Here is a 25,304-nt window from a genome sequence, read left to right on the forward strand (position 1 = left end):
CTCATGCCCCGAAGAATACGGGCAGGTGTGGCAGGAATTTGTTGGCGTTGGTCATCAGTGTCACTGTTCCCGGCCGTCGCACGCTGCGAGCGTGGTCCGTACGTGATCAACCGCCGTGTGCGGACGTACGAAGGAGCTGTGACATGAATGCTGAACGCGAGGCCGTCACCGTCATCGGACTGGGCTCGATGGGCTCGGCGCTGGCCGCCGCGCTGCTGGACCGGGGCCACCCGACCACCGTGTGGAACCGCTCGGAACGCAAGGCCCTGCCACTGGTCGACCGGGGCGCCCGCCTGGCCGCGACGCCCGAGGAGGCGATCGCGGCAAGCCCGCTCACCATCGCCTGCGTGCTCGACTACGAGGCGCTGTACACCGTTCTCACCCCTGTCGCCGATGCCCTGGCGGGCAGGGCTCTGGTCAATCTGACCTCCGGCTCCCCGGAACAGGCTCACGAGGCCGCCGCATGGGCCCGGTCCCACGGCGCCGACTACCTCGACGGCGCGATCATGACCACCCCGCCCGGCGTCGGCAGCCCCGAGATGATGTTCCTGTACAGCGGTTCGCACGCTGTCCTCGAAGCCCACCGTCCGACCCTGGCGGCCCTGGGCGACCCCCTGCACCTGGGCACCGACCCGGGCCTGGCCTCCCTCTACGACGCCGCGCTGCTCGGCCTGATGTGGTCCACCATGACCGGCTGGCTGCACGGCACCGCGCTGGTCTCCGCGGAGAGGACGAAGGCCACGGCCTTCACCCCCCTCGCGATCCGCTGGCTGACCGCAGTGGCCGGGTTCCTGACCACGTACGCGCCCCAGGTGGACGCCGGCCGCTACCCGGGCGACGACGCCACCGTCGACGTACAGATCGCGGCCATCGACCATCTCATCGACGCAGCGGGGTCCCGGGGCATCGACAACGCCCTGCCCGAGCTCCTGAAGGCCGCCATGCAGCGGGCCAAGGCCGCAGGCCATGGTTCCGACAGCTACGCGAGCCTGATCGAGGTGCTGAGGAATCCGGCGGGCGACAGGTGACCGCGACGCCGACAACCCTCGCTCGTTGCCCATCGGCCGCCCTGGCGACGGCCGTCCTGACCACCCGCGATCCGAAAGACCCTGGAGACTGTGGCCCCCAGGTCGCATCCCGGTATGCCCGGATGAGGAAAACGTCATGGCGCCCCACGAGTTGACGACGGTCGGCGTCCCGTCCTGGCAATCGGAACGGCGAGGTCAGGGCACTTCGCCCCGGCTCCGGGCGTTCACGTGGGCCATCACCGCGCTGAGTCGCTCGGCCGGGGTCGCGATGCGCAGCGCCTCCGGGTCGCAGTCCCATTCGCGGCCTCCGCCGACCGGCCGCAGCTGGACGTACGGGCCCTCGTATCCCATGACCTGCCCCACCTGCCCGCTGCCCGTGTCGATCACGTACGAGCCCACAGCCGGTAATGTCATCGCCCCGCCTCCGCCGCCCCCGGCAGCGCCGCGGCCATCCGCCGCGCGGTCTCGACGGTGCAGCGGCCGAGTTCGACGAGCACCTTCGTGCCCTCACCGGCGGACGACACCGGGTCCAGCCCGAGCGACGGCAATGTCACTCCGGCCCGGGCCAAGGCGTCGCGCAATTCCGCCACGGCCGCCTCGGCCTCCTGAAGATGGTCCATTCCGTCCACGGCTCTCCTCTGTTCACGGACTCCGCATGCCTCCCGAAGCATCCGGACACCTTTTGTCTCTTCCCATCTCGACTCCGGAGACACGGAACTGAAATCGGCGGGCATACGCGCGCGACAACTGCCCTGAATTGCAATGGAGTTCATCCATGGCCACCATGAACTGAGGGGTGAGGCGGGATCGAGGCAGGTGGCCCGGGAGTGCTTCGGCGTCCCGCCGACCTCCTCGGCCGCGGCGGTGCCGATGCCCGGACGCGAGCCGGCCGACCCGGCGCAGGCCGGAACCGGGGCGGCCGGTATTCGCGTCGGGGGAACACATGGGCCAATTCGAACAGGCCATTCGTAAAGGGCAGTTGGACGCGGGGATCCGGCTCGATGGGACACTGCAACCGGTGGTTTCCCCGAGCGGACACGGCGAGGCCCGTCGACAACCCACCCTGCGTGGAATATCTCCGGGCAGCGACGGAATGGGAGGCCGTCGCGACGAAGATCTGCGCGTTCGCCCGCACGGCCGTGCCCGGGCTGCTCCGGACCGCCGGCATGCACGGGCGGTCACGGTCGCGGTCGATTCGCTCGTCACAGTGGAGTCCACGGAGGAGAGGGTCACGGCGCGGCCGGGCGGCGCATCCGTACATCGTCGAAGGCCCTGCGCCGTGTTCGACGACGGGGCGTCACGGCGTGCTGAGCTTGCGCCGGACCTCGGCCGCCCGCACCGGCTCGCCGAGGTCCGCGTACACCGAAGCCGCCCGACGGTACTCCGCGTCGGCGCCCGGCTCGTCGCCCTGCGCGAGCAGGTTGTCGCCGATCGCCTCCCTGGCCGCGGCGACGCCCGTGCCGTAGCCGACACGGTCGAACACGTCGAGCGCCGCGCGGTGGTGCTCGACCCCGCGCGCACAGGCGCCTCGGGCCTCCTCGAGGTGGCCGAGTTCGCGCAGGGTCCAGCCCTCCCCCACCGTCCGGTCGTGCTGCCGGTACCGGGCGAGGGCGGAACGGAGGAACCGCTCGCCCTCGGTGAGGTCGCGGGCCTGGACATAGGCCGCACCCAGGACGCGTTCCGCGTCCGCGACATAGCCCGAGGTCCCCCCGTCCAGGGCGAGTGCGGCGACCGCGGGTTCGAGGCAGGCGATCGCCTCGTCGGGGCGGCGGCGGTCGAGGTGGAGGGCGCCGAGGCTGCTGAGCACCTCCGCCTGCCCCCTGTGGTGGCCCAGGGCGCGATAGTCGTCCAGCGCCGCACGGAACTCCCGTAGGGCCTGTTCGTACCGGCCGGCCCGGCGCAGGGCGTCGCCCAGCAGCCGACGGGTCTTGATCTGCTCCGCGCGGGTGGCCACGCGCTGCTGGACCGCGACCGCCATCCGCAGATGGTCGATGGCCTGGTCGAAGCGGCCCTCGTAGAGATAGGCGGCGCCCATGCCGCGCAGTGCGTGCGCCGCCTGGGCTTCGTTGCCCGCCCGCCGGGCGGCGTCGAGCAGGGTGGTCCACATGGCGAGGCGGGGGAGCTGGCCCGGCTGGTCGTACAGCCAGCTGTCCGCCGTCTTCGCGAGTTGATGCGCGGGGGTGTGCAGGCCCTCACGGACACCTGCTCGTACGAGGAGGGAGACCGTGGCCTGCTCGGCGCCGCCCCAGGCGTGGCTGCCGTGCTCCGAGGCGTCCTGGGTGTAGGCGGCGAGAAGCCGGGCGAGGGCGGCGGTGCGTTCCGCCGCAGGAGTGTCCCGTTCGAGGCGTTCGGCGGCGAAGAGACGGATCAGGTCGTGCAGCCGGTAGCCGTCGGGGCCGGAGGGGGCGAGGAGCTGGGCGTCGATGAGGCGTTCCAGGCCCGCGCCGGCAGCGGGGTCCTCCCAGCCTGCTGCCGCCGCGGCGACCCGGAGGGTGACGCGTGGGCCCGGGTGTGCGCCGAGGCTGCGGAAGAGGTGGCGGTCGTCGGGGTCGAGCGTGTCGTATCCGGCTTCGAAGCCCGCGCGGACGGCGAGGTCGCCGACGCGGAGTTCGTCGAGACGGCTGCGTTCGTCGGCGAGGCGGGCGGCGAGTTCGTGCACCGGCCAGGAGGGCCGGGCGCGCAGCCGGGCGGCGGCGATGCGGAGCGCGAGGGGCAGCAGTCCGCAGGCGTGGACGACTCTGAGTGCGGCCCGGTGCTCGGCGGCGATACGGTCTGGGCCCGCGACGGCGGCGAGGAGTGCGAGCGCGTCGGGTTCGCTGAGGGTGCCCAAGGGGTGGGGGATGGCCTCGGGAAGGCCGGCGAGGGCGTTGCGGCTGGTGATCAGGGCGAGGGAGCGGTCTCCGCCGGGGAGCAGGGGGCGGACCTGGGCCGCGTCGGCTGCATCGTCCAGAAGCAGGAGGATGCGGAGGGGCGCGGTGCGGCTGCGCAGGCGGGCCGCGAGGGCTGACGTCTCGCCGGACTGCTCTTCGACGGGCGCGCCGAGAGCCTCGAGGAGGCGGGCCAGCACGGCGGCGGGAGCCGTGGGATCGTTGCGGCCGGCGCCGAGGTCGGCGTAGAGCTGACCGTCCGGGTAGCGGTGTCGCAGTTGGTGGGCGAGATGGACCGTGAGGGCGGACTTGCCGAGGCCGGGAGCGCCCGTGACGGCGATGGCGCGGTGGCCCTGGTCGATGAGCCCGACGAGTTCGGCGATGGAGGCGGCGCGGCCCGAGAAGTCCGGGATGGGGGCGGGGAGTTCGGCCGGGTCGGGGGTGGCGCCGGGCAAGGGGCCCGGCGCGCCGGACTGTGCCTCCGGGGGCTGGTGGGCGTGCAACTGGCGTACGGCGGCGAAGGCGGTGACGGCGGTCAGAGCACCCACGGTCGGCCAGGCCAGGGGGACCAGGGGTTCCATCGCGGCGGGAAGTGTGCCTCCGGTCGCCACGTTCACCGCGACGGCGAGCAGCACCGACAGCAGACTGGACCCGGTGGCCAGCACGACCGTGGCATGCGTGCGCCGCACAGTCCCCCCGTCCCCCGTCAGCGTATGCGCGTGCGCCCATTGTGGCGTACGTACCGGAGCATCGGTTCGGTGGTCCAAGGGGCGGGCCGGCCCGGCTCGTTGTGGGTCACGAGCCGGGCCGGCCCGGACCGGTCCCGGGCTCCGCGGGGTGGGCGGGCCGGGGACCGGCGGGACGTGCCGGACTCAGGCCGGCGGGGCGGGCGGGGTCGAGGCACCGCCCTTGCCGCTCAGGAGCGTCCATTCACGGTGGAGGCTGCCCAGCGGGATGCGGTGGCTGAAGATGGGCGTGCCGAAGATGGAGAGCTGGAGCTGGAGATTGCCGCTCAGGTCGAATCCACCGTAGAGGGCCCAGCTGCCGACGACGGAGGCGTTTCCGTCCGTGGAGCCGGTGGCGGTGGCGGATGCCTCACCGCGCAGGTAGGGGGCGAAGTCCGCGGTGACGCCGACCATGCCGTACAGGCCGATGGACGCTTCCGCTCCGAGGGCGGTCTTCGCCTGGCCGGCGGCGGTGAGGGTCGCCTTCACGGGCGAGCTCTTGACGTTGGAGGTGCTGACCGGCTTCCAGCCCTCGGCGGGGGCGTAGCTGCCGCCGACGCGGAAGTCCCCCTTGACGTTCTGCTCGACGTCCAGGGTGATGCGGCCGTCGGCCTCCACCTGGATGTAGCACGTCAGGTCGAGGTTCACGACGACCGGGACGGGGCCGACCTGAATGACCGGGTCGGCGTGGAGCTTGGCGAACGGGATGCGCTGCTTGACGCCGCCCGCGGCGCGGCCCTTGAGCTGCCACTGGGCGGTCCAGTCGCCCGTCAGACCGAGGAAGGCGGAGCCGGGTGAGGGGCTGCCGGCCTGGCCGTTGGCGCTGCCGTCGTAGGAGAACTCCACCTGCGGGGCGAGCTGGACGAAGCCGGAGACGGAGGCGGCGGCGGACAGGGGGGCGTCCTCGGCGGTGGCGAGGGAAGTGCCGACGTCGAGGCGCAGGTTGCCGAGGGGCAGTTTGGCGCCCTTGGGTCCGAACGTGATGCCGTCGGGCTTGGCCCAGGAGAACTTGACGCCCTTCACCAGGGGTTCGACGTCGACCGACGACGGGTCGACGGGGACCTGGCCGTCGGCCTTGTCGTCGGCGAGCAGCGCGCTGAGGGTGGCCGGCTTGGTGGCGACCTGCGTGCCCTGACCGGTCTCTCCGACGACATCGGTGACCTGGGCGAGGAGTCCGTCGGGGGCGCCGGGCGCAGGCGCGCTGGCGATGATGTCGCCGGTCCTGACGGGGGGTTCGTCCCTCGGTGCGGCCGACGGGGTGGTGGACGGGCGTCCGGACGGCGTGGCCGTGGGCGCGGTGCTGGGGGCGCTCCTCTGCGGCTTGGATATGACGGCGCGTCCGGTGCGCTTGTCGAAGGAGGCGACCTTCAGCGAGGTCTTCTTCGCGCCCTTGCCCTTGTTGCCGGCTCCGGCCACGGCCGTCGGTGCGGGGGCGCCGGTGGGCGCCGCGGTGACATCGAGCTGCTGGGGGGTGTCGGCGCCGGCGGCTTGGGCGGAGGGGGTCGCACCGGTGGTGGGGCCGGTGTCGGAGGTCGGGGACGAACATCCGCTCGCCGCGACGGCGAACGTTGTCAGGGCGATGGGGACCAGGAATCTCCTGGTGAGGGCACGCACGGGTGGTCCTCCGGCGATGGTGAGGGGGGTGGCTGTCGTGAACCGCGGTTTTACTCGCGAGTAATGACGGCGGAAGCATGCCATGCGCACATCGGTTCGTCACATCCGACTGTTCAACACCCCGGGATCCACTGATCGTTGACGGCGGGTTCCCGCCAACTTGCCGACACCCGGCGGGACCTGGAACTCACGCACAAGCCGAGGTGCCGCACCCGCCGAGAACCGCCCGTCGCAGTGCTTCACCGGTCCGGCGTCCGTGTCGGGGAGCCGAAGGCCCGCGCGGCGGCACCACCACGTCCGCGACCGGAGCGGCCCCCTGCCGTCGGCCGGGCCGCTCGGCGGGGGGCCGCACGGTACGGCCCCCTGCCGCCGGCGACGGGATCGGCAAGGGATCGGCGACGGCACGATCCGCTCGGGTGCCGGCGCCTGCCCGTCCGGTGAAGTCCCCAGCGGCCGGCGGCCGGGTTGGCCGCTGCCGGCGCCCGGGTGGATCGGGCCGGGCGCGGTGCGGTCCCATGGCCGTGCCCGGTACGGCACGGCGTGGCCGGCCGTGGCCGCGGATGCTGCCCTCGGCCTTGTGACGCGCTCGCACCGGGGCCGGTGACGGCCCTGATGCCGCCGGAGCACGTCCGGGGTGCCCCGGCCGCACCTCAGGCTCCTGGGAGGACCGGAACGACTCGTATGCGACGATGACGAGTTGGGCCCGGTCGCGTGCGCCGAGCTCGCCCACGATCCGGTTGACATGGGTCTTCGCGGTCAGGGGGCTGAGACCGAGGGCTTCGGCGATCTCCGCGTTGTCGGGGCCGCGGGCGACGAGGGTGAGGGCCTGTCGTTCGCGGACGGACAGTCCGTCCGGGCCACCGGTCGAGGGGCGTCCGGCGGCTGTTTGCGTCACCGGACTCCCGTCGGGGAGGGCTCGATTCGTCGCGCCTGCGGCCGAGTTCGCGGGTGCTGCCCGGGGTGGTCCGCGGGCGGCATTGCTCCCCTGGGAAGGAGTGGCCGTGCTGCGGCGGAGGGGTACCGGCTCAGGGCGAAGGGGCCCGCGCGGCCGCCAGCAGTCGGGTGGTGTCGTCCGCGCACAGCTGCAGTGCATTGCCGGCCGTCGTCAGCACCTCGCGTTCGGCCGGGCTGTAGGGGCCGTCGGCGAGAGCGATCCTCGCCCCCTGGAGCAGGATCGACTCGCGGCCCGCGGGGGCCAGATGCGGGGCCAGGGGCTCCAGGGCCTCATGGAGTTCGATGGCGAGTGCGGCGCCGCACGGGCCGGCGTCGGTGACGAAGCGGCCGGTGTCGGCGGCGAGGGCGTCGACGAGCGTCGTCAGCTGGTCCTCGGTGCAGTCGGCGATCCCGGCCGCACGGACCGCGGTGACCGCGGTCTCCCTGACCGTGCGGGACGATGTGCCGCCGGCGGCCAGCACGGCCAGGGCGACCGTGTGGACGGCGTCCCGGAGCATTGCGGAGAAGCGGGCGGTGGTCGGATGGTCGAGGGCGTCCATGCCGTAGTGGGCGTGGCAGGCAGCACATTCGACGACGGGCCCGGTCAGGCCGCGCGGCAGGACGGGGACACCGAGGACGGTGAAACGGCGGCGGCCCGTGCGGCGGCGGTAGTTGCGGTCGCCTCCGCAGTCGGGGCAGAAGAACTCTCCGTCACCGACGGTCGTCCAGGACGTGCGCACTCCGAAGACACGCACGAGCAGAATGCCGTTGATGCCCGGTTTCCGGCAGTGTCGTCCCCGGGTTTGCCGCACATCGCACCTCCGTAACTCCCCCGCAGCCCATCGGCACGGGTGAGGGCCCCCGGCGGAGGCCGGGGAATGCCCCACGGCAACGCCGCCGCGTTGACGTGATGTTAGCCACATCGGCGAAGTGGCGTCAGCACCCAGGAGCAAGATCACCCGGACATGGCCGAACCCCGCCCACGTGACGCGGGCGGGGTTCATGACGAGTGCGGCCGGAACGAGACGTCAGCGGCCGCTCGGGCAGGCACCGGCCCGAGCGGTCCAGGGCCTGCCGAAAGGAGCGGAGCGCGTCGTCAGCGGGCCGCGCGGTTGACCGCCGAGATGACCGCCTTCAGCGACGCACGCGTGGTGTTGGCATCGATGCCGATGCCCCACAGGACCTTTCCGTCGATGGCGCACTCGATGTACGAGGCGGCCTGCGCGGAGGCGCCCTCGCTCATCGTGTGCTCCTGGTAGTCCAGGACACGGGCGTCGACGCCGATCGCGTTCAGCGCGTCGATGAACGCGGAGATCGGGCCGTTTCCGGTGCCGGACAGCACGGTGTCGGCACCGTCCACGACCGCGTCGACGGTCAGGGTGTCGGTGCCGTCGGTGTCGGAGGTGGTCTGGCCGCTGCGCAGCTGGATGCGGCCCCACCGGTTGTCCGGGTTGGGCAGGTACTCGTCCCGGAAGACCGACCAGATCTCCTTCGGCGTGACCTCGCCGCCCTCGGCATCGGTCTTGGCCTGAATGATGCGGGAGAACTCGATCTGCATCCGGCGCGGCAGGTCCAGCTTGTGGTCGTTCTTCAGGACGTACGCGATGCCGCCCTTGCCCGACTGCGAGTTGACGCGGATGACCGCCTCGTAGGAGCGGCCGACGTCCTTGGGGTCGATCGGCAGGTAGGGCACCGCCCACTCGATGTCGTCGACGGTCACGCGCCGGGCGGCCGCGTCGGCCTCCATGGCGTCGAAGCCCTTCTTGATGGCGTCCTGGTGGGAGCCGGAGAAGGCGGTGTAGACCAGGTCTCCCGCGTAGGGGTGGCGCGGGTGGATCTCCATCTGGTTGCAGTACTCGGACGTGCGGCGGATCTCGTCGATCTGCGAGAAGTCGATCTGCGGGTCGACACCCTGCGAGAACAGGTTCATGCCCAGGGTGACCAGGTCGACGTTGCCGGTCCGCTCGCCCTGCCCGAACAGACAGCCCTCGATCCGGTCCGCGCCGGCCATGATCGCCAGCTCGGCGGCGGCGACGGCCGTACCGCGGTCGTTGTGCGGGTGGACGGACAGACACACGAACTCGCGGCGGGACAGATTGCGCGACATCCACTCGAAGCGGTCCGCGTGGGTGGACGGCGTCGAACGCTCCACGGTGGCGGGCAGGTTCAGGATGATCTCGCGCCCCGCCTCGGGCTGCCAGACGTCACAGACGGCCTCGCAGACCTCCAGGGCGAAGTCCAGCTCGGTGTCGGTGAAGATCTCGGGGCTGTACTGGTAGCCGAAGGTGGTCTCGGGGCCCAGGATCTTGTCGGCGTACTCCATCACCAGGCGGGTGCCGTCGACGGCGATCTGCTTGATGTCGTCCTTGGAGCCGCGGAAGACGACCCTGCGGAACGTCGGTGCCGTCGCGTTGTACAGATGGACGGTCGCGCGGTGGGCGCCGACCAGGGACTCGACGGTGCGCTCGATCAGGTCCTCGCGGGCCTGGGTCAGCACGGAGATGGTCACGTCCTCGGGGATCGCGCCCTCCTCGATGATCGAGCGTACGAACGCGAAGTCCGTGTCGCCCGAGGAGGGGAACCCGACCTCGATCTCCTTGTAGCCCATGCGGACCAGCAGATCGAACATCTCGCGCTTGCGGGCCGGCGACATGGGGTCGATGAGGGCCTGGTTCCCGTCGCGCAGGTCGGTGGACAGCCAGCGCGGTGCCTTGGTGATCCGCTTCTCGGGCCAGGTGCGGTCCGGGATGTCCACGGCGTCGTACTGGCCGTACTTGTGGATCGGCATACCGGAGGGCTTCTGGGTGTGCGTCGTGTTGGTGACCGGCGTGGGTCGGCCGATCCACTGCGACTGGGACATTGCGTTGGGCTCCTCGGAATCCTGCGGGGAATGGCCGACTGGGTCGAAGAAGCAGCACCGGACTCCGCGGGGAGGGGGTCGGCCTACGACTACAGGCCCTCGCCGCGGCAGCTAAGGAGAAGCAGCCCAAAACGCATGATGCGTAGAAGCGTAACCGAGCTTCGCCGGGAGCGCGGGCTCCGTTCCAGTATGCGGGACGACCGATGAGTAACGGGCAAAAGTGATCTGTCACTCCATTTCACTAATCATCGTCGCTACTAGTGACAGTTGCATGACCCAGTGCCACATTGCGGCACATGGACTCCTGTATCCCCACCGCCGCCTGCCGCAGGCCCGTGTTCTGCGGGATCGTGCCTCCCCACCTCCTCGACAAGCTCGCCCGCGCCGACGACCCGGCGGTCTCCGCGGCGGCCCGCCGCACCCTGATCGCCGACGCCGCCCAGCGCACCGGCCGCCGGCTGACCACCGTCATCGGCGCTGTGGCCGGTCCCGGCGCGGACGGCAGCGCGACACCCCGGCGCACGGTCCACGACGCCGGGCACGGCACCGAGCTGCCCGGCACCAAGGTGCGTGACGAGGGTGACGAGCCGGGCCGGGACGCGACGGTCAACCGCGCGTACGCCGGGCTCGGAGCGACCTTCGAGCTGCTGCTGTCCGCGTACGGCCGCAACTCCATCGACGGCGACGGCCTGCCGCTGATCGCGACCGTCCACTACGACGAGAACTACGGGAACGCCTTCTGGAACGGCGAGCAGATGGTGTTCGGCGACGGTGACGGCGAGATCTTCCTCGACTTCACCGTGCCGGTCGACGTCATCGCCCATGAGCTGGCGCACGGTCTCACGCAGTACACGGCGAACCTCACCTACTTCGGCCAGCCGGGCGCGCTCAACGAGTCCGTGTCGGACGTGTTCGGCTCGCTCGTGAAGCAGTACACCCTCGACCAGACCGCCGACCGGGCCGACTGGCTGATCGGTGCCGGCCTGCTGGCGCCGCGCGTCACGGGAGTGGCCCTGCGGTCGATGAAGGAGCCGGGTTCGGCGTACGACGACGATGTGCTCGGCAAGGACCCGCAGCCCGCGACGATGGACGACTACGTCCGCACCGGCCGGGACAATGGAGGTGTGCACATCAACTCCGGAATCCCCAACCACGCCTTCTACCTGCTGGCGACACAGCTCGGCGGCAAGGCGTGGGAACGGGCCGGACAGATCTGGTACGACGTCCTGACAGGGGGAACCCTCGAGGTCGACGCCTCGTTCACGGATTTCGCCAGGGCGACGGTCGCGGCGGCGCGCGCCCGGTACGGCGAGCACGAGGAGCACGAGGCGGTCGTGAAGGCCTGGTCCCAGGTCGGTGTGCCTGCCAACTGAGTCGGATCCGTACTAGACAGGACCCATGCGTATCCAAGTGCGACGTACAGGCGGTTTCGCCGGGATCGAGCGGGTCGCCGAGGTGGACACCTCGGGACGGCCCGACGCCGAGGAGTGGCACGCCCTGGCCGAACAGGCCGTGGGCGACGGCCGGGACACACCGCCCGTCGGGGTGCCGGACGGGTTCCAGTACCAGCTCACGGTGGACGGGAAGACGGTCTACTGCGCGGATCCGAGGCTGACCGAGCCGCAGCGCAAGCTGATCTCGTGGGTGCTGAAGGAGGGCTCGTAGGAGTGTCGTTCCGCCGCCCCGAGCGGCCGGGTCCTGCGCCCCGGGGACTCCGGGCAACGGGCTCGGGTCCTCGGGGCGGGGACGGGACGCCCAGGGGTCTTTCGTTGGGATCGGGCTGGATCGGTAAACGGGGTCCGGTGCGTGCGCTCGCAAGGCGGAGCACGCGAGCCCGGCAAGATCCGAACGAGAGGCCCTAGAAGCCCAGTTTCCGCAGCTGCTTCGGGTCCCGCTGCCAGTCCTTCGCGACCTTCACATGCAGATCGAGGAAGACCGGCGTGCCCAGCAGCGCCTCGATGTGCTTGCGGGACTTGATGCCGACCTCCTTCAGACGGCTGCCCTTCGGGCCGATGATGATGCCCTTCTGACTGGGGCGCTCGATGTAGACGTTCGCGTGGATGTCGAGCAGCGGCTTGTCCGCGGGGCGGTCCTCACGGGGCAACATCTCCTCGACGACCACCGCGATCGAGTGCGGCAGCTCGTCCCGCACGCCCTCCAGCGCTGCTTCGCGAATCAGTTCCGCGACCATCACCTGTTCGGGCTCGTCGGTGAGGTCGCCCTCCGGGTAGAGCGGGGGGCTCTCGGGCATGAGCGGGACGAGCAGGTCGCCCAGGAGGGAGACCTGCTTGTCGCCGACCGCCGAGACGGGGACGATCTCGGCCCACTCGATGCCGAGCTCCCGGCCGAGCTGGTCGATGGCGATCAGCTGTTCGGCCAGCGTCTTGGAGTCGACCAGGTCGGTCTTGGTGACGATGGCGACCTTCGGTGTCTTCTTGATGCCCGCCAGTTCCTTGGCGATGAAGCGGTCCCCCGGACCGAGCTTCTCGTTGGCCGGCAGACAGAAGCCGATCACGTCGACCTCGGCCCAGGTCGTGCGCACGACGTCGTTGAGCCGCTCGCCCAGCAGCGTGCGCGGCTTGTGCAGACCGGGCGTGTCCACGAGTACGAGCTGCGCGTTCAGATCGGGGCGGTGCACGATGCCGCGAACGGTGTGGCGGGTCGTCTGCGGCCGGTTGGAGGTGATGGCCACCTTCTGGCCGACCAGAGCGTTCGTGAGGGTGGACTTGCCCGCGTTGGGGCGGCCGACGAAACAGGCGAAGCCGGCACGGTGCGGGGCTGCGGATCCAGGGGTGTGAACGCTCATGCGGGCCATTCTCCCCGATCCGCGGAGCCCTCACGTACCGCGCACCCGCCGCTGCCGCGTCCGCAGCCGGACCAGAACACCGGCGGCCGCCGACAGCAGGGCCGCGGCGACCAGCCACGGCAGGGCGAGGAAGGACACCGCCGCCGACTCACGCACCTCGCGCGCGCTCGCGGTCAGCGTGACCTCGCCCCAGTCGAGCTGGGGTGCCCCCGTCCACCGCTCGGTCAGCCGGATCTTCTGGCGCGGCAGCAGCTCACTGGGAACCTTCGTCAGATCGCGGGCCAGGAGCGTACGGCCGAAGAGTCCCTCGGCACGGAGGGCGACCTTGGGGTTGAGCGTGACGTTCCCCCGGTTGTGGAGGGTGTAGGAGATGAGGGCGCGGCTCTCGCCGGTGCCGGGCACCAGGGGCTTGTCGGGCGCGTATCCGACGTCCTCGACGGACAGCGCGGCCATCGTCGGGCCGTTCACACGGAGATAGATCCTGGCGCCCACGGCCCGCTGGACACCGACCGCGACCGCTCCCCCGGCCCCCGCGGCGATGCGCTCGTCGAGGGCGACGAGCGCGCCCGGGTGGTCGCCGGGTTCGGCGTTCTCCGGGACGGTGAGGGTGTACGGCACGGTCACCGACGAACGCGGGGGAACGGTCACCCGGTCCCGCTCCGGCTTCGCCCAGGCGCCGACGGCCCGCTGCCGCTCGTTGCGGGTGCGTACGGCGAAGCCGCCGTCCCGTTCCGTGTTGTACGCGTCGGCGCCGTACAGCCGGAACGTCAGCGGGGCCGCGGTCCTGTTGCTGACGGTGACCCGGTCGGTGAGGGTCGATCCGGGGTCGGCGGACAGATAGAAGTAGGGGCGTTTGCCGAGACCGGACGCGGCCGGTTCGACGGACCACTCGCCGTTGTCCGCTGCCCGGGCGGCAGGGGCGCCGTACAGGAGCGCGGCCAGGGTCAGGAGGAGTGCGGACAGCCTTCGCACGATGCGGAACCCCCGGGGTCGGGGCGGGCCGACCGGGTGCGCGCCCGGCCCGCCGGGTGGTTACGTGAGGGTGAGCGTCAGCACGCCGGAGTACGCGCCGGGGGCCGTGAAGGCCGGAACGTCCAGCGACACCTTCGCGCCCGCGGTGAACTCACCGCCGGTGAGCGTCCCGTTGGGAGTGGACGCCAGGGTCGCTCCGGCACTGCCCACGACACCCGCGGAGCCCGCCGCACAGGTGCTGGGGCTGCCCGCCTTCGTGGTGCAGGACGGGGTCCAGGAGAGCTTGCCGGCGTCGATCTTTCCGCCGGGGCCGGTGAAGTCGGTGACCTTGCCGGTCAGGGACCAGCCCGCGGGGCCGCCGCGGAAGTCCTTGACCGTCACCGCATTCAGGTCCCCGGTGGAGGCGCCGCCCTTGCCGAAGTCGACGGACGTCAGCTGGACCGTGTCACCGCCCTGGGTCATGGACAGGGTGCCGGCCGCGACCGAGGCGTTCAGCTTCTGGCTGTTCGCCGGAATCGGGGTGTCGTCGATGACGGTGTACGCCGCCGGGCCGGCCCCCTTGTCCGCGTTCCAGGCCGCGCCCTCGTACGCCACGATCCCGGTGGTTCCCTTGTCGTTGACCTTGAGGCTCGCGCTGAACGTTCCCGTCGCGCTCGCCTTGACGGTGGTCCTGTCGGCCGTCTCCGCGGCGCCCGTGCGGCCGACGACGGTGATGTCGGCGAGCGGGGTGAACTTGGCGCCGGTGACGGTCACGTTGTCGCCCGGCTTGCCGGATGCCGTCCCGAGCTGGATGGAGCGCTCGTTGGCCCCCGGCTGCGGCGAGGCGACGATCGTCTGGGAGACGGGTGCGGGCGGGTTCGTCACCGTGCAGGGGGTGTCCAGCTCCATGATGTAGCTGGTGTGGATGTTGTAGTCGCCCGGCGAGAGCGTGATCGAGCCGGGCGCGGTGACCGTGAACGTGCCGGTCATCGAGAACGGCGGGAAGGTGCCCTTGCCCGGCACCGGTGGGTTCTTCTTGGGACCGGCGACGGTGACGGCGCCGCTCTGGGCTCCGCCGAGGGCGACCTTGCCGGTGGGCGTCATGATGTCGGCGGGCAGTGCGAGGTCGACGGGGTTGCCTGCGGCGGGCTTGGTCACCGTGTAGGTGACGGTGACCGTGTCACCCACCTTGGGCGCGGCGTTGTCGACGGTGATCTCGGCGGTGGTGGTGCCGTCGATCGGCGGGATTCCGGCGATGGGCGGCGGGATGCAGTGGGTCGGGAAGTCCACCGCCTGCGATGCCGTCACCTGGGCGTTCGCGGCAGGTGCGGCGACGAACCCGCCGCCGGAGACCGCGAGGGCGGTCGCCCCCAGGACGGCTGCCCAGCGGCGTCTTCGCATGATGGGTCGTTGGGATGCCATGTGATTCCCCCTTCAGTGGGTGGCCGCCATTGACGGGTTGAGGGGGGAAGAAGTCAATGGAATCGAAATGCACCGACTGATGACCCATCAGATACTGTCAAGATCGCCGTTTTCGCAGGTCAGAGTGGAGCCTAGCGCTCCGCTGCTAGTGCTGTGACCGGATACGTTTGCCGGGAAGCTCGCGGCGTCCGGTGCATGGGGTCTCCCCCGGCCCCTCGCGGCCGAGGGCATGGGGTCTCCCCCGGCCCCTCGGGGCCGAGGGGACGTATCGCAAGGCCGGTGGGGGTGCTCCCCCTGGCTCCCCCGGGGGTACCCCCACCGGCCGGAGGCTGGGGGAGATCACCCTCGTACTCGATGTACTCGGGAGATTCGACACCGCAGCGTGGGGGCACCTCCAGGCGAAGCCAAGGGGAGCGTCGTGCAGGACGTCGCGAGCCGGTGAACCCATCCGGTCACAGCACCAGCGCGGCGCCGGGCGCCCACCCGGTGCCGCTGCGCGGGCCCGATTGCGAGGGCCGCCGGTGGCGAGGGATCCCCCGGTCGGAGGCACTCGTACGGCACACGCGCCCCAACGGAAGGCAGCCCGCATCGGTACGCCCGGGGCCTCAGCCCGCTGTCAGCGTCTCCCGGAGCGCACCGTCGGGCCCGGCCAGAAACACCGGTGTCCCCGCGCCGCCCAGGTCGCGGACGGCCGAACGGTCCGCGTCGGCCACCATGTCGCCCTCGCTGACCACCGCCGCCGCCTCAAGCGACTTCGCCCCGCTCGCCACCGCCATCGCCACCGCGGTCTGCAGCGCGCTGAGTTTCAGCGACGCCAGCTCCACGGTCCCCGCCACATACGTACGCCCCGTCTCGTCCCGGACCGCCGCACCCTCCGGTACGCCGTTGCGGGCGCGTGCGCTGCGGGCCAGCGTGATGATCTTGCGGTCCTCGGGGGCGAGTTCGGTGCTCTCAGTCATGAGCCGAGCATAAGGCGGGCCCGGGCGGGCTCCCCCGCGCACCCTCGGCGCGACCGTCCGGGACCGTCAGGGCCGGTCCAGGCGGAGGCGCTCCGCCTTCGGCAGGCCCGCGACGACGAGGTCGTAGGAGTCCTCGACCAGCTCGCGGACCATGCGGGCCGGGAGCTCGTCCACCGTCACCGTGTTCCAGTGGCGCTTGTTGAGGTGCCAGCCGGGCACGATCGCGGGCTGCTCGGCGCGCAGCCGTACCGCCTCATCGGGATCGCACTTGAGGCCGACCTTCAGCGGCGTCGCATCGAGGTCGGTGATGGCGAACATCTTCCCCGCCACCTTGAAGACCGACCACTCCGGGCCGAAGGGGAAGTCCTCCACCGCGGCGTTCTGCTCCAGGCAGCAGGCCTTCAGCTGCTGTGCGTTCAACCGGTCCGTCACGCCGGCTCCACCAGTACCGTGACGATCTTGTTCCGGCGCCCGGCGGGGGACTCGGCCGTCAGCCGCAGCGCGCGACCGTCCGGGAGGTCCACCACCGCGGTCGCGCCGGCGATCGGAACACGCCCGAGGGACTTGGCCAGCAGCCCGCCGACCGTCTCGACGTCCTCGTCGTCGAATTCGTCGAGGCCGAACAGCTCACCGAGATCCCCGATGTCGAGCCGTGCGGTCACCCGGTAGCGGGAGTCCCCCAGCTCCTCGACGGGCGGCAGCTCCCGGTCGTACTCGTCGGTGATCTCGCCGACGATCTCCTCCAGGATGTCCTCGATCGTCACGATGCCGGCCGTGCCGCCGTACTCGTCGATGACGACGGCGACATGGTTGCGCTCCTGCTGCATCTCTCGCAGCAGATCCCCCGCGTTCTTGGTGTCCGGTACGAACGCGGCGGGCCGCATCGCGGTGGAGACCAGCTCGGACTCCGCGTCCCGCTTGATGTGCGTCTTGCGGACGAGGTCCTTCAGATACACGATCCCGACGATGTCGTCCTCGTTCTCGCCGGTCACCGGGATGCGGGAGAACCCGGAGCGCAGGGCCAGGGTCAGCGCCTGGCGGATGGTCTTGTAGCGCTCGATGCAGACCAGGTCCGTGCGCGGGACCATGACCTCGCGTACGAGGGTGTCGCCCAGCTCGAAGACCGAGTGCACCATCCGGCGCTCCTCGTCCTCGATCAGCGACTCCTGCTCGGCGAGGTCGACCATGGCGCGCAGTTCCGCCTCGCTCGCGAACGGACCCTTGCGAAAGCCCTTGCCGGGCGTCAGCGCGTTGCCGATGAGGATCAGCAGCTGGGGAACCGGGCCCATGACCCGGGCGAGCGGCAGGAGCACGTACGCGGCCGCGGTCGCGGTGTTCAGCGGGTGCTGACGGCCGATGGTGCGCGGGGAGACACCGACGGCGACGAAGGAGACAAGGACCATGACGCCGATGGCGACGGTCAGTGCCTCCCAGGTCTCGGAGAACTCCTGCAGACAGGCATAGGTGACGAGGACCCCGGCGGCCATCTCGCACAGGACCCGCACCAGGAGGGCCACATTGAGATAGCGGGTGGGGTCGGAGGCCACCTGGACGAGGCGGTCGGCGCCGCGCCGCCCCGCACGCTGGGCCTCGGCCGCGCGGAAGCTGGAGACCCGGGCGATCCCCGCCTCGGCGCAGGCCGCGAGCCAGGCGACGACGACGAGCAGGACCGCACCGATGATCAACTGGACGCTCATGAGGCGGTCGTGCTCCGGGTGCGGGCAGCACTCATGGGAGGGCCTGCCCTCATGAGACGGTCGGCGCCGGCGACGGGCCGGTCAGGCCCTTCTCCGACCGCCAGCCGTCGACGATCGCCGCCTGCAGGCCGAACATCTCGGCGCGCTCGTCCGGCTCCTCGTGGTCGTAGCCGAGGAGGTGCAGCACTCCGTGGACGGTGAGGAGCTGGAGCTCCTCGTCCATGGAGTGCTGCGTCGGAGCTTCCTCACCCTGCTTACGGGCGACCTCAGGACAGAGCACGATGTCGCCGAGGAGCCCCTGCGGGGGCTCGTCGACGTCCTTCACCGGCGGACGCAGCTCGTCCATCGGGAAGGACATGACATCCGTCGGGCCCGGCAGATCCATCCACTGGATGTGGAGCTGCTCCATGGCGTCCTCGTCCACGACGATCACCGAGAGCTCGGAGAGCGGGTGGATACGCATCCGCGCGAGCGCATAGCGGGCGATGTCGAGAATCGCCTGCTCGTCGACCTCAGTGCCGGACTCGTTGTTGACATCGATCGACATGGTGCTGATCGGTTCACTTCCCGTGGGTGCCGGTGTTTCCGTTACGGCTGTCGTACAGCTCGTACGCGTCGACGATACGGCCGACGAGCTTGTGCCGGACGACATCCTGCGACGTCAGCATCGAGAAGTGCACATCCGGGACGCCGTCCAGGATGTCCCGGACCTGGCGCAGACCGCTCTTGGTCCCGCCCGGCAGGTCGACCTGGGTGATGTCACCGGTGATGACGATCTTCGATTCGAAGCCCAGCCGTGTCAGGAACATCTTCATCTGTTCCGGATTCGTGTTCTGCGCCTCGTCGAGGATGATGAACGCGTCGTTGAGCGTGCGGCCTCGCATGTACGCCAGCGGAGCGACCTCGATCGTGCCCGCGGCCATCAGGCGCGGGATCGAGTCCGGGTCGATCATGTCGTGCAGCGCGTCGTACAGCGGCCGCAGATACGGATCGATCTTCTCGTAGAGCGTGCCGGGCAGGAAGCCGAGCCGCTCGCCCGCCTCGACTGCAGGCCGCGTCAGGATGATCCGGTTGACCTGCTTGGACTGCAGGGCCTGGACCGCCTTGGCCATCGCCAGATACGTCTTGCCGGTGCCGGCGGGGCCGATACCGAAGACGACCGTGTGCTTGTCGATCGCGTCGACGTAGCGCTTCTGGTTGAGGGTCTTGGGGCGGATGGTGCGGCCGCGGCTGGAGAGGATGTTCTGTGTGAGGACCTCGGCCGGGGTCTCGTCCGGTCCATTGCCGTTCTCGCTCGCCCTGAGCATGGCGATCGAGCGTTCCACCGCGTCCTCCGTCATCGGCTGCCCGGTGCGGAGCACCAGCATCATCTCGTCGAACAGGCGCTGGATCAGAGCGACTTCCCGCTCGTCACCGACCGCGCTGACCTCATTGCCCCGTACATGGATGTCGGCCGCAGGGAAGGCGTTCTCGATCACGCGCAGCAGGGCGTCACCCGAACCGAGAACGGTCACCATCGGATGCTTGGCGGGGACGGTGAACTGGGCTCGTGCCTGTCCCGGCGCGGGGGCCCCCTCGCCGCCGTCGGGGCGTCGGGGGGTGTTCTGGGCTGTGGGTGTCTGAGTCATGGGCCGGCTCTGTGGCCTGCACATACCTCCCGTTGCAGGGTTCTCGCTGCTCGACAACCTCTGGGATACCAAGCGTACGACCCCGCACGGACAGTCCCGAAGTGTTTTTCATGCGGAACGGCGGAAGCCGATGGTCGGGACCGCACGCGCCAGTGGCCAGGGACGGCAGGTGGCGGGCAGCAGCCGGTCCAGGAACGCATACCTGGCCAGCGCTTCCGGGGCCTGGTCGGCGTACGCCTGGACCCGCTGCCACCAGGCCGCCACCTCCAGCCAGCCGGGTGCGGAGAGCGACCCGCCGAACTCCTGGACCGACAGCGCGGCCGTCAGCCCGGCGAAGGCCAACCGGTCGGCGAGCGGCCAGCCCGCGAGCGTACCCGTGACGAATCCCGCCACGAACACATCGCCCGCTCCGGTCGGGTCCAGCGCCTCCACCTCGATCGCCGGGACCTCGGCGGTCTCGCAGGTCCCGCCGTCGACGGCGTAGGCACCCTCCGCACCGAGGGTGACGACGGCGACCGGCACCTTCTCGGCCAGCGCCCGGGCCGCGGCCCGCGGGCAGTCGGTGCGGGTGTAGCGCATCGCCTCCTCGGCGTTCGGCAGGAACGCCTCGCACAGCTCGAGCCCGGGGAGGGCGTCCAGGTCCCAGCGGCCGGTCTCGTCCCAGCCGACGTCGGCGAAGATCCGGGCGCCACGGGCGGCCGCGTCCGCGATCCAGCCCTCACGGCGCCCCGGCACGAGGGATGCCACCGCGGCTCGTGACCTCGGCGGCATCGAGTGCGTCACGAGGGCACCGCTGTGCCCCGGGTCCTCGGGCGGGGGTGCCTCGTGGCCGTGCGAGACCATCGTCCGCTCGCCCTCGTAGGCCATGGACACGGTGACCGGGGAATGCCAGCCGGCGATGGTGCGGGACAGCGAGAGGTCGATGCCCTCGCCCTGTTCGAGCGCGTCCCAGCAGTACTCGCCGTAGTGGTCGTCGCCGAAGGCTGCGGAGAGGGACGTGTGCAGGCCGAGGCGGGCGAGCGCGGTGGCCATGTTGGCGACACCGCCGGGACTGGAGCCCATGCCGCGGGCCCAGGACTCGGTGCCGCGGACCGGGGCGCTGTCGAGGCCGGTGAAAATGATGTCGAGGAAGACCGTGCCGGTGAGGAAGACGTCGCACTCGGGATCGCCGTCCGCGCGCAGGGCTCCCAGCGGGTCGACGTCCTCGCCCAACGGGCGGGCGTCCGCGGCACGTTGAGGATCTCCGTCGGGTGTGATCACGGCGGCTCCCGGGATGGGTGCGGAGCGGTACGGATCTGGCCAGTGTGCCTGATGCGGCCACGCTCCACGGGTGGCGTCCCGCGTGAAAATCGCGAGTGTTTACCCCCAGGATTCCCGCACAAACCGAATGTGTCCCGCATCACTCCATCCTGTCTTCTCCGGGCCCCGGGACGCTTGATACAAATTGGCCCGCGTTCCTGTGCAACACCGGGCGCCCCTCCCCTCTTTGCCCCCTTCTTTCGCCCTGCCCTGTTCCCGGGAACGCTCATGCCTTCGCGCCCTCGCGCCGCGTGGCCGCTGGTCGCCGTCTTCGCCGCCGGCTACCTCGCCGCCTACCTTCTGCCGACCGTCGTCGGCCGCCTCTCCTCCGGACTCGGACTCACCTCGTCCGAGGCCGGACTCGTCGGGTCCACGCTGCTGTTCCATTCGGCCGTCGCCGGTTTTCTGCTGGCTTCGCGGGTCGAGCGGTACGGCTCTCGGCGGCTGTCCAGACTGGGGCTGCTGCTGGCGCTCGGCGGCTACGGCGCCGCCGCCCTGACCTCGTACGTGCCGCTGGTGGTCGCGGGGGCGGCAGCCGGCGGCCTGGGCTCGGGCACGGCGACGGCGGTCGCCGCGGCGGGGATCGCGACACAGCGCGATCCGCACCGGGCGTCCGCGCTCGGTCTGCTGGCGGTGTCGGCCACCGCAGGAGCGCTGTACCTGACGATCCCGCAGCTCGGAGGCGGACATGTGCTGCCGTTCGCCGCGCTGGCCCTGGCCGCGGTGGCCGTGTGGCCGGCGACCGGACGGCTGCCGGGGGCGGCGGCGGTGCCGGGGGGCTCCGCCGCGGCCCCGGCCGGGCCCCGGACGCCGCTGCCCCGGCGGCGCTCCGGTGCCGTGCTCGCCGGCGCACTGCTCTGCTGGTCGATGGCGCAGAACGCCCTCTGGGGCGTCAGCGGGCGGATCGGCACCACCCAGGCCGGGCTGAGCGAGGTCACCGTGGGGGCGGTCTTCGCGGTGGGGCTCGGCGCGGGTCTCGCGGGTGTGATCGGTGCGGGCGCACTGGGCTCACGGCTGGGCCGGGCCGTGCCGATCGGGGCCGGTACCGCACTGATCGGCGTCTGCATCGTGGTCAGTTCGTCCGCACGGGGGCTGGTGGGCTTCGCCGTGGGCGAGATCCTCTGGAACGTCCTCTACCCGGTGGTCCTGTCGTATCTGATCGGCCTGGCCGCCTCCCTGGACCCGCGCGGCCGGTGGGCGGTGCTGGTCGGTTCGGCGTCCTCCCTGGGGGTGGCCTGCGGGCCGGTGACCGGAAGCCTCCTGTCGGAGCACGCGGGGTACCCGGGGATGGGCCTGGTGCTGTGCACGCTGCTGCTGACGGTGGCGGTCCCGATGACCGCCGTGGCACTGCACACCTCAGGCCGTCCGCTGGTCCCCGGCGCCGTACGCCGCCGCGGCGGCACCCCGGCTGCGGTCGTCGTGGGCGCCGCCCCGTCGGGGTCGGGTGCGCGTGTGCCGCAGATCGGCGCACCCGAGCAGACGGTCACGGAGATCGCACCACCGGTGCGGGGCCGGCGCCGGCTCCTCCTGCGGGACCGGGCGTCGAAGGCCCTCGCGTCCTGACGGGTCCGGCCCAAGCAGACGGACGACGCGCACGACGCCGGGAACAACGCGCGACGGGGCCTCGGTCCGCGGCGACCGGGGCTCAGTCCGTGTCGAAGTCGTGGGAAGCGACCTCCGCGAGGTAACGCGACCGCCGCGGCTCGTCGTGGTCGAGGAACGCCGCCTCGAAGGAGTTCCTCGCCAGCTCCCGCAGCTGCTCCTGGCCTAGCCCGAGGGCCTCGCGGACCGCGTGGAAGGTGTCCCCGACGTAGCCGCCGAAGTACGCCGGGTCGTCGGAGTTGACCGTCACCAGGAGACCGGCGTCCATCATCGAGCGGAGCGGGTGGTCCTCCAGGGTGTCGACGGCGCGCAGCCGTACGTTCGACAGCGGGCACAGGGTGAGCGGCACCCGCTCCCGTACCAGCCGCTCCACCAGCTCGGGGTCCTCCATCGCCCGCAGCCCATGGTCGATGCGTTCGACGCCGAGGACGTCCAGGGCCTCCGTGATGTACGCGGGCGGGCCCTCCTCACCGGCGTGGGCGACCTTGCGCAGGCCCAGTGACTCGGCGGCCGCGTACACCTCCCGGAACTTGGCCGGCGGATGGCCGACCTCGGCCGAGTCCAGGCCGACCCCGCTGATGTGGTGCAGGTACGGCTTCGCGGCGTCGAGCGTGGCCATCGCCGACTCGGCGGACCGGTCCCGCAGGAAGCACATGATCAGCTGCGTGGAGATGCCGTGCCGCTCCTCGGCCCGGTCCAGCGCGTGTGCGAGCCCCTCGATCACGGTGCCGATGGGAATGCCCCGGGCGGTGTGCGCCTGCGGGTCGAAGAAGATCTCGGCGTGGCGCACGCCCTGGGCGGCGGCCCGGGCGAGGTAGGCGTCGGCGAGTTCGGCGAAGTCGTCGGTGGTGTGCAGGACCGCCATCAGGCCGTAGTAGAGGTCGAGGAAGGACTGCAGATCGGTGAAGAGGTACGCCTTGCGGAGGTCCTCGGTGCCGGCGTAGGGGAGTTCCACCCCGTTGCGCTCGGCGAGGGCGAAGGCGAGTTCGGGCTCGAGGGTGCCCTCGATGTGGATGTGCAGTTCGGCCTTGGGGAGTGACATCGGTGCTCGCTCAGGGTTCGCGTTTGGGTACGGGGACCCGGACGAGGTCCTGGGCCACGGAGAGTTCGCCGTCGAATCCGGCAGCCCGGGCCTGACGCTCGAACTCCTCGGGCTCGCTGTAGCGCTGCGAGAAGTGTGTCAGCACGAGGTGCCGTACGCCCGCATCACGCGCCACGCGAGCCGCCTGGCCGGCGGTGAGGTGTCCGTGGTCGGTGGCGAGGCGGTGGTCCTCGTCGAGGAAGGTCGACTCGATGACCAGCATGTCGCAGCCGTCGGCGAGTTCATGGGCGCCGTCGCACAGACGGGTGTCCATGACGAAGGCGAAGCGCTGTCCCCGGCGTATCTCGCTGACGTCTTCGAGGGCGATCCCGCCGAGGACGCCCTCCCGCTGGATGCGGCCGACGTCGGGGCCCTTGATGCCGTGCGCGGCGAGGCGTTCGGGCAGCATCCGGCGTCCGTCGGGCTCGGTGAGCCGGTAGCCGAAGGACTCGACGGGGTGGGAGAGCCTGCGCGCCTCGAGCGTGTAGGAGGGCGTGGTGTCGAGTACGCCGCCGTCGGCGACCGGGCGCTCGGTGAGCCTGACGGACTCCCGGTACGCGGTGGCGTAGCGCAGCCGCTCGAAGAACCGCTGTCCGCTGGCGGGGTAGTGCGCGACGACCGGGTGCGGCACCTGGTCGAGATTGATGCGCTGGATCACCCCGGCGAGTCCGAGGGAGTGGTCGCCGTGGAAGTGCGTCACGCAGATCCGGTTGATGTCGTGCGCGGCGACGCCCGCGCGCAGCATCTGCCGCTGGGTGCCCTCACCCGGGTCGAAGAGGATGCCCTCGCCGTCCCAGCGCAGCAGATAGCCGTTGTGGTTGCGGTGCCGGGTGGGGACCTGGCTGGCGGTGCCGAGCACGACCAGTTCTCGTACGGACATGACGACCGCTATCCGGGCGGCCAGTTGAGGCCGCGGCCGCCGAGGACATGGGCGTGCGCGTGGAAGACGGTCTGGCCGGCGCCGCTGCCCGTGTTGAAGACGATGCGGAAGCCGGTCGCGTCGACCTTGTCCTCGGCCGCGACCTCGGCCGCCTCGCGCAGTATGTCGGCCGCGACGGAGGGCTCGGCGGCGGCGAGCGTGGCGGCATCCGGGTAGTGCACCTTGGGGATGACGAGCACATGGGTCGGTGCCTGCGGGTTGATGTCGCGGAAGGCGACGGTCGTCTCGGACTCGCGGACGACGGTGGCGGGCACCTCCCCCGCGACGATCTTGCAGAACAGGCAGTCGGCCTGCGGTTCTCCCGCCATGGTCCCGGCCCCTTCACGACTCGACGATCAGTACGAGCGCATGCTATCGCCGTGCGGTGGACCCGCGTCCGCGGCTACTTGCCGGGCGCCCGGGTTTCCGTGACGGTCACGGTGACGGTGACGGTCGGGCGGGGTCCGTCGCCCCCGGGAGCGGGGGACGTGGTGGTGGTGCAGTCGCCGAGGACATGGGCGCGCACCACCGTGCGTTCGGCGACCTTCGCGGTGAGGTCACCGCGGACACAGCGGCCGCCGATCTCCTGGGTGACCGTGCCCGTGATGGTGATCTTCCGGCCTCCGTCGCTCTCGCCGCGGCAGTCGACGATGGCAACGCCCCCCGGCGAAGGGGAGCTCCCGGTCGTGGCGTTGAGCGTGGCCGTACAGCTCAGCCGGCGCACGTCCACACCGGCGCGCTCGAGGGCATGCGTGCCGGTGGTCTCCGTGGTCACGGACACCGCGGTCGCGCTCAGCCCGCCGGTGAGGGGGTCGCAGGCGACGGCTCCGAGGGCTGCCGCACCGGTCAGTCCTATCGCCGCCAGTACACGTCCGTGGGCGCCCATACCGGCAATGTGCCACCGCGTCCCCGG

23 protein-coding genes and 1 pseudogene are annotated in these 25,304 nt (G+C 71.3%); 4 read left to right on the top strand and 20 right to left on the bottom strand.

Going from position 1 to position 25,304, the window contains the following annotated elements:
* Positions 1–143 precede the first annotated feature (143 nt).
* The gene (locus AC068D_RS06360) at positions 144–1,028 is read left to right on the top strand and encodes an NAD(P)-dependent oxidoreductase (RefSeq protein ID WP_478821798.1); all 885 of its coding nucleotides are present in this window, start codon (positions 144–146) and stop codon (positions 1,026–1,028) included.
* Positions 1,029–1,223: 195 nt separating this feature from the next.
* Here AC068D_RS06360 and AC068D_RS06365 read toward each other — a convergent pair whose 3' ends face one another.
* The 7 genes and pseudogenes from AC068D_RS06365 to leuA form a co-directional block, all read right to left on the bottom strand.
* A complete protein-coding gene (locus AC068D_RS06365) occupies positions 1,224–1,442 on the bottom strand; it encodes a hypothetical protein (protein ID WP_478821799.1) in 219 nt (72 codons plus the stop codon).
* Entirely contained in the window at positions 1,439–1,648 is a 210-nt protein-coding gene (locus AC068D_RS06370) for a hypothetical protein (protein ID WP_478821800.1), read from the bottom strand. The genes AC068D_RS06365 and AC068D_RS06370 overlap by 4 nt, the downstream gene beginning before the upstream one ends.
* Positions 1,649–2,325: 677 nt before the next feature.
* On the bottom strand, positions 2,326–4,584 hold the full coding sequence (locus AC068D_RS06375; RefSeq protein ID WP_478821801.1) for a tetratricopeptide repeat protein: 2,259 nt from the start codon (positions 4,582–4,584) through the stop codon (positions 2,326–2,328).
* A 183-nt stretch (positions 4,585–4,767) separates the two neighbouring features.
* Complete coding sequence (locus AC068D_RS06380) at positions 4,768–6,234, bottom strand: hypothetical protein (protein WP_478821802.1); 1,467 nt, start codon at positions 6,232–6,234, stop codon at positions 4,768–4,770.
* Between the two features lie 673 nt (positions 6,235–6,907).
* Positions 6,908–7,102: pseudogene (locus tag AC068D_RS06385) on the bottom strand (helix-turn-helix domain-containing protein); the annotation flags it as partial.
* A 157-nt stretch (positions 7,103–7,259) separates the two neighbouring features.
* Complete coding sequence (locus tag AC068D_RS06390; RefSeq protein WP_478822027.1) at positions 7,260–7,928, bottom strand: TerB family tellurite resistance protein; 669 nt, start codon at positions 7,926–7,928, stop codon at positions 7,260–7,262.
* Positions 7,929–8,263: 335 nt separating this feature from the next.
* Entirely contained in the window at positions 8,264–10,027 is a 1,764-nt protein-coding gene (gene leuA / locus AC068D_RS06395) for a 2-isopropylmalate synthase (protein ID WP_478821803.1), read from the bottom strand.
* 296 nt (positions 10,028–10,323) lie between these two features.
* On the opposite strand from leuA, the gene AC068D_RS06400 reads away from it, so the two are divergent.
* Positions 10,324–11,400 carry a M4 family metallopeptidase gene (locus tag AC068D_RS06400; protein ID WP_478821804.1) on the top strand — a complete coding sequence of 359 codons (1,077 nt, stop codon included), beginning with the start codon at positions 10,324–10,326 and terminating at the stop codon, positions 11,398–11,400.
* Between the two features lie 25 nt (positions 11,401–11,425).
* On the top strand, positions 11,426–11,692 hold the full coding sequence (locus tag AC068D_RS06405; protein WP_478821805.1) for a protealysin inhibitor emfourin: 267 nt from the start codon (positions 11,426–11,428) through the stop codon (positions 11,690–11,692).
* Positions 11,693–11,885: 193 nt separating this feature from the next.
* Here the strand turns inward: AC068D_RS06405 and era are convergent, their stop codons facing one another.
* The 9 genes from era to AC068D_RS06450 all read right to left on the bottom strand — a co-directional run bounded on the left by era (position 11,886) and on the right by AC068D_RS06450 (position 20,750).
* On the bottom strand, positions 11,886–12,842 hold the full coding sequence (gene era / locus AC068D_RS06410; RefSeq protein ID WP_478821806.1) for a GTPase Era: 957 nt from the start codon (positions 12,840–12,842) through the stop codon (positions 11,886–11,888).
* A gap of 21 nt (positions 12,843–12,863) precedes the next feature.
* Positions 12,864–13,805 carry a DUF916 domain-containing protein gene (locus AC068D_RS06415; protein WP_478821807.1) on the bottom strand — a complete coding sequence of 314 codons (942 nt, stop codon included), beginning with the start codon at positions 13,803–13,805 and terminating at the stop codon, positions 12,864–12,866.
* Positions 13,806–13,865: 60 nt separating this feature from the next.
* Positions 13,866–15,206, bottom strand: a complete 1,341-nt coding sequence (locus tag AC068D_RS06420; RefSeq protein ID WP_478821808.1) for a WxL domain-containing protein — start codon at positions 15,204–15,206, stop codon at positions 13,866–13,868.
* 605 nt (positions 15,207–15,811) lie between these two features.
* Positions 15,812–16,165, bottom strand: a complete 354-nt coding sequence (locus AC068D_RS06425; protein WP_478821809.1) for a cytidine deaminase — start codon at positions 16,163–16,165, stop codon at positions 15,812–15,814.
* 66 nt (positions 16,166–16,231) lie between these two features.
* Positions 16,232–16,585, bottom strand: coding sequence for an MmcQ/YjbR family DNA-binding protein (locus AC068D_RS06430; protein ID WP_478822028.1), 354 nt, complete (start codon positions 16,583–16,585; stop codon positions 16,232–16,234).
* A gap of 8 nt (positions 16,586–16,593) precedes the next feature.
* Positions 16,594–17,862 (bottom strand): hemolysin family protein, encoded by a 1,269-nt coding sequence (locus tag AC068D_RS06435; RefSeq protein WP_478821810.1) that lies wholly within the window; start codon positions 17,860–17,862, stop codon positions 16,594–16,596.
* A gap of 49 nt (positions 17,863–17,911) precedes the next feature.
* The gene (gene ybeY / locus AC068D_RS06440; RefSeq protein ID WP_478821811.1) at positions 17,912–18,409 is read right to left on the bottom strand and encodes an rRNA maturation RNase YbeY; all 498 of its coding nucleotides are present in this window, start codon (positions 18,407–18,409) and stop codon (positions 17,912–17,914) included.
* A gap of 13 nt (positions 18,410–18,422) precedes the next feature.
* Positions 18,423–19,490 carry a PhoH family protein gene (locus tag AC068D_RS06445; RefSeq protein WP_478821812.1) on the bottom strand — a complete coding sequence of 356 codons (1,068 nt, stop codon included), beginning with the start codon at positions 19,488–19,490 and terminating at the stop codon, positions 18,423–18,425.
* A 108-nt stretch (positions 19,491–19,598) separates the two neighbouring features.
* Positions 19,599–20,750 (bottom strand): carbohydrate kinase family protein, encoded by a 1,152-nt coding sequence (locus tag AC068D_RS06450; RefSeq protein WP_478821813.1) that lies wholly within the window; start codon positions 20,748–20,750, stop codon positions 19,599–19,601.
* Between the two features lie 267 nt (positions 20,751–21,017).
* Here AC068D_RS06450 and AC068D_RS06455 point away from each other — a divergent pair, with 267 nt between their 5' ends.
* The gene (locus AC068D_RS06455; protein ID WP_478821814.1) at positions 21,018–22,352 is read left to right on the top strand and encodes an MFS transporter; all 1,335 of its coding nucleotides are present in this window, start codon (positions 21,018–21,020) and stop codon (positions 22,350–22,352) included.
* A gap of 82 nt (positions 22,353–22,434) precedes the next feature.
* On the opposite strand, the gene AC068D_RS06460 is transcribed toward AC068D_RS06455, so the two are convergent.
* The 4 genes from AC068D_RS06460 to AC068D_RS06475 all read right to left on the bottom strand — a co-directional run bounded on the left by AC068D_RS06460 (position 22,435) and on the right by AC068D_RS06475 (position 25,277).
* The gene (locus AC068D_RS06460) at positions 22,435–23,433 is read right to left on the bottom strand and encodes an adenosine deaminase (RefSeq protein ID WP_478821815.1); all 999 of its coding nucleotides are present in this window, start codon (positions 23,431–23,433) and stop codon (positions 22,435–22,437) included.
* 10 nt (positions 23,434–23,443) lie between these two features.
* Positions 23,444–24,352, bottom strand: coding sequence for a ribonuclease Z (locus tag AC068D_RS06465; protein WP_478821816.1), 909 nt, complete (start codon positions 24,350–24,352; stop codon positions 23,444–23,446).
* Positions 24,353–24,360: 8 nt separating this feature from the next.
* Positions 24,361–24,720: a histidine triad nucleotide-binding protein gene (locus AC068D_RS06470; protein ID WP_478821817.1), complete on the bottom strand. Its 360-nt coding sequence runs from the start codon at positions 24,718–24,720 to the stop codon at positions 24,361–24,363.
* Positions 24,721–24,794: 74 nt separating this feature from the next.
* Positions 24,795–25,277: a hypothetical protein gene (locus AC068D_RS06475; RefSeq protein ID WP_478821818.1), complete on the bottom strand. Its 483-nt coding sequence runs from the start codon at positions 25,275–25,277 to the stop codon at positions 24,795–24,797.
* Positions 25,278–25,304: the final 27 nt, after the last annotated feature.

This window comes from Streptomyces sp. NPDC043861 (assembly GCF_056435905.1).

Excerpts from the sequence above, each read along its gene's own strand:
- AC068D_RS06360 (WP_478821798.1), top strand. The coding sequence starts at position 144 with ATGAATGCTGAACGCGAGGCCGTCACCGTCATCGGACTGGGCTCGATG.
- AC068D_RS06365 (WP_478821799.1), bottom strand. The coding sequence starts at position 1,442 with ATGACATTACCGGCTGTGGGCTCGTACGTGATCGACACGGGCAGCGGG.
- AC068D_RS06370 (WP_478821800.1), bottom strand. The coding sequence starts at position 1,648 with ATGGACCATCTTCAGGAGGCCGAGGCGGCCGTGGCGGAATTGCGCGAC.
- leuA (WP_478821803.1), bottom strand. The coding sequence starts at position 10,027 with ATGTCCCAGTCGCAGTGGATCGGCCGACCCACGCCGGTCACCAACACG.
- AC068D_RS06400 (WP_478821804.1), top strand. The coding sequence starts at position 10,324 with ATGGACTCCTGTATCCCCACCGCCGCCTGCCGCAGGCCCGTGTTCTGC.
- AC068D_RS06405 (WP_478821805.1), top strand. The coding sequence starts at position 11,426 with ATGCGTATCCAAGTGCGACGTACAGGCGGTTTCGCCGGGATCGAGCGG.
- era (WP_478821806.1), bottom strand. The coding sequence starts at position 12,842 with ATGGCCCGCATGAGCGTTCACACCCCTGGATCCGCAGCCCCGCACCGT.
- AC068D_RS06420 (WP_478821808.1), bottom strand. The coding sequence starts at position 15,206 with ATGGCATCCCAACGACCCATCATGCGAAGACGCCGCTGGGCAGCCGTC.
- AC068D_RS06425 (WP_478821809.1), bottom strand. The coding sequence starts at position 16,165 with ATGACTGAGAGCACCGAACTCGCCCCCGAGGACCGCAAGATCATCACG.
- AC068D_RS06435 (WP_478821810.1), bottom strand. The coding sequence starts at position 17,862 with ATGAGCGTCCAGTTGATCATCGGTGCGGTCCTGCTCGTCGTCGTCGCC.
- ybeY (WP_478821811.1), bottom strand. The coding sequence starts at position 18,409 with ATGTCGATCGATGTCAACAACGAGTCCGGCACTGAGGTCGACGAGCAG.
- AC068D_RS06445 (WP_478821812.1), bottom strand. The coding sequence starts at position 19,490 with ATGACTCAGACACCCACAGCCCAGAACACCCCCCGACGCCCCGACGGC.
- AC068D_RS06455 (WP_478821814.1), top strand. The coding sequence starts at position 21,018 with ATGCCTTCGCGCCCTCGCGCCGCGTGGCCGCTGGTCGCCGTCTTCGCC.
- AC068D_RS06460 (WP_478821815.1), bottom strand. The coding sequence starts at position 23,433 with ATGTCACTCCCCAAGGCCGAACTGCACATCCACATCGAGGGCACCCTC.
- AC068D_RS06465 (WP_478821816.1), bottom strand. The coding sequence starts at position 24,352 with ATGTCCGTACGAGAACTGGTCGTGCTCGGCACCGCCAGCCAGGTCCCC.
- AC068D_RS06470 (WP_478821817.1), bottom strand. The coding sequence starts at position 24,720 with ATGGCGGGAGAACCGCAGGCCGACTGCCTGTTCTGCAAGATCGTCGCG.
- AC068D_RS06475 (WP_478821818.1), bottom strand. The coding sequence starts at position 25,277 with ATGGGCGCCCACGGACGTGTACTGGCGGCGATAGGACTGACCGGTGCG.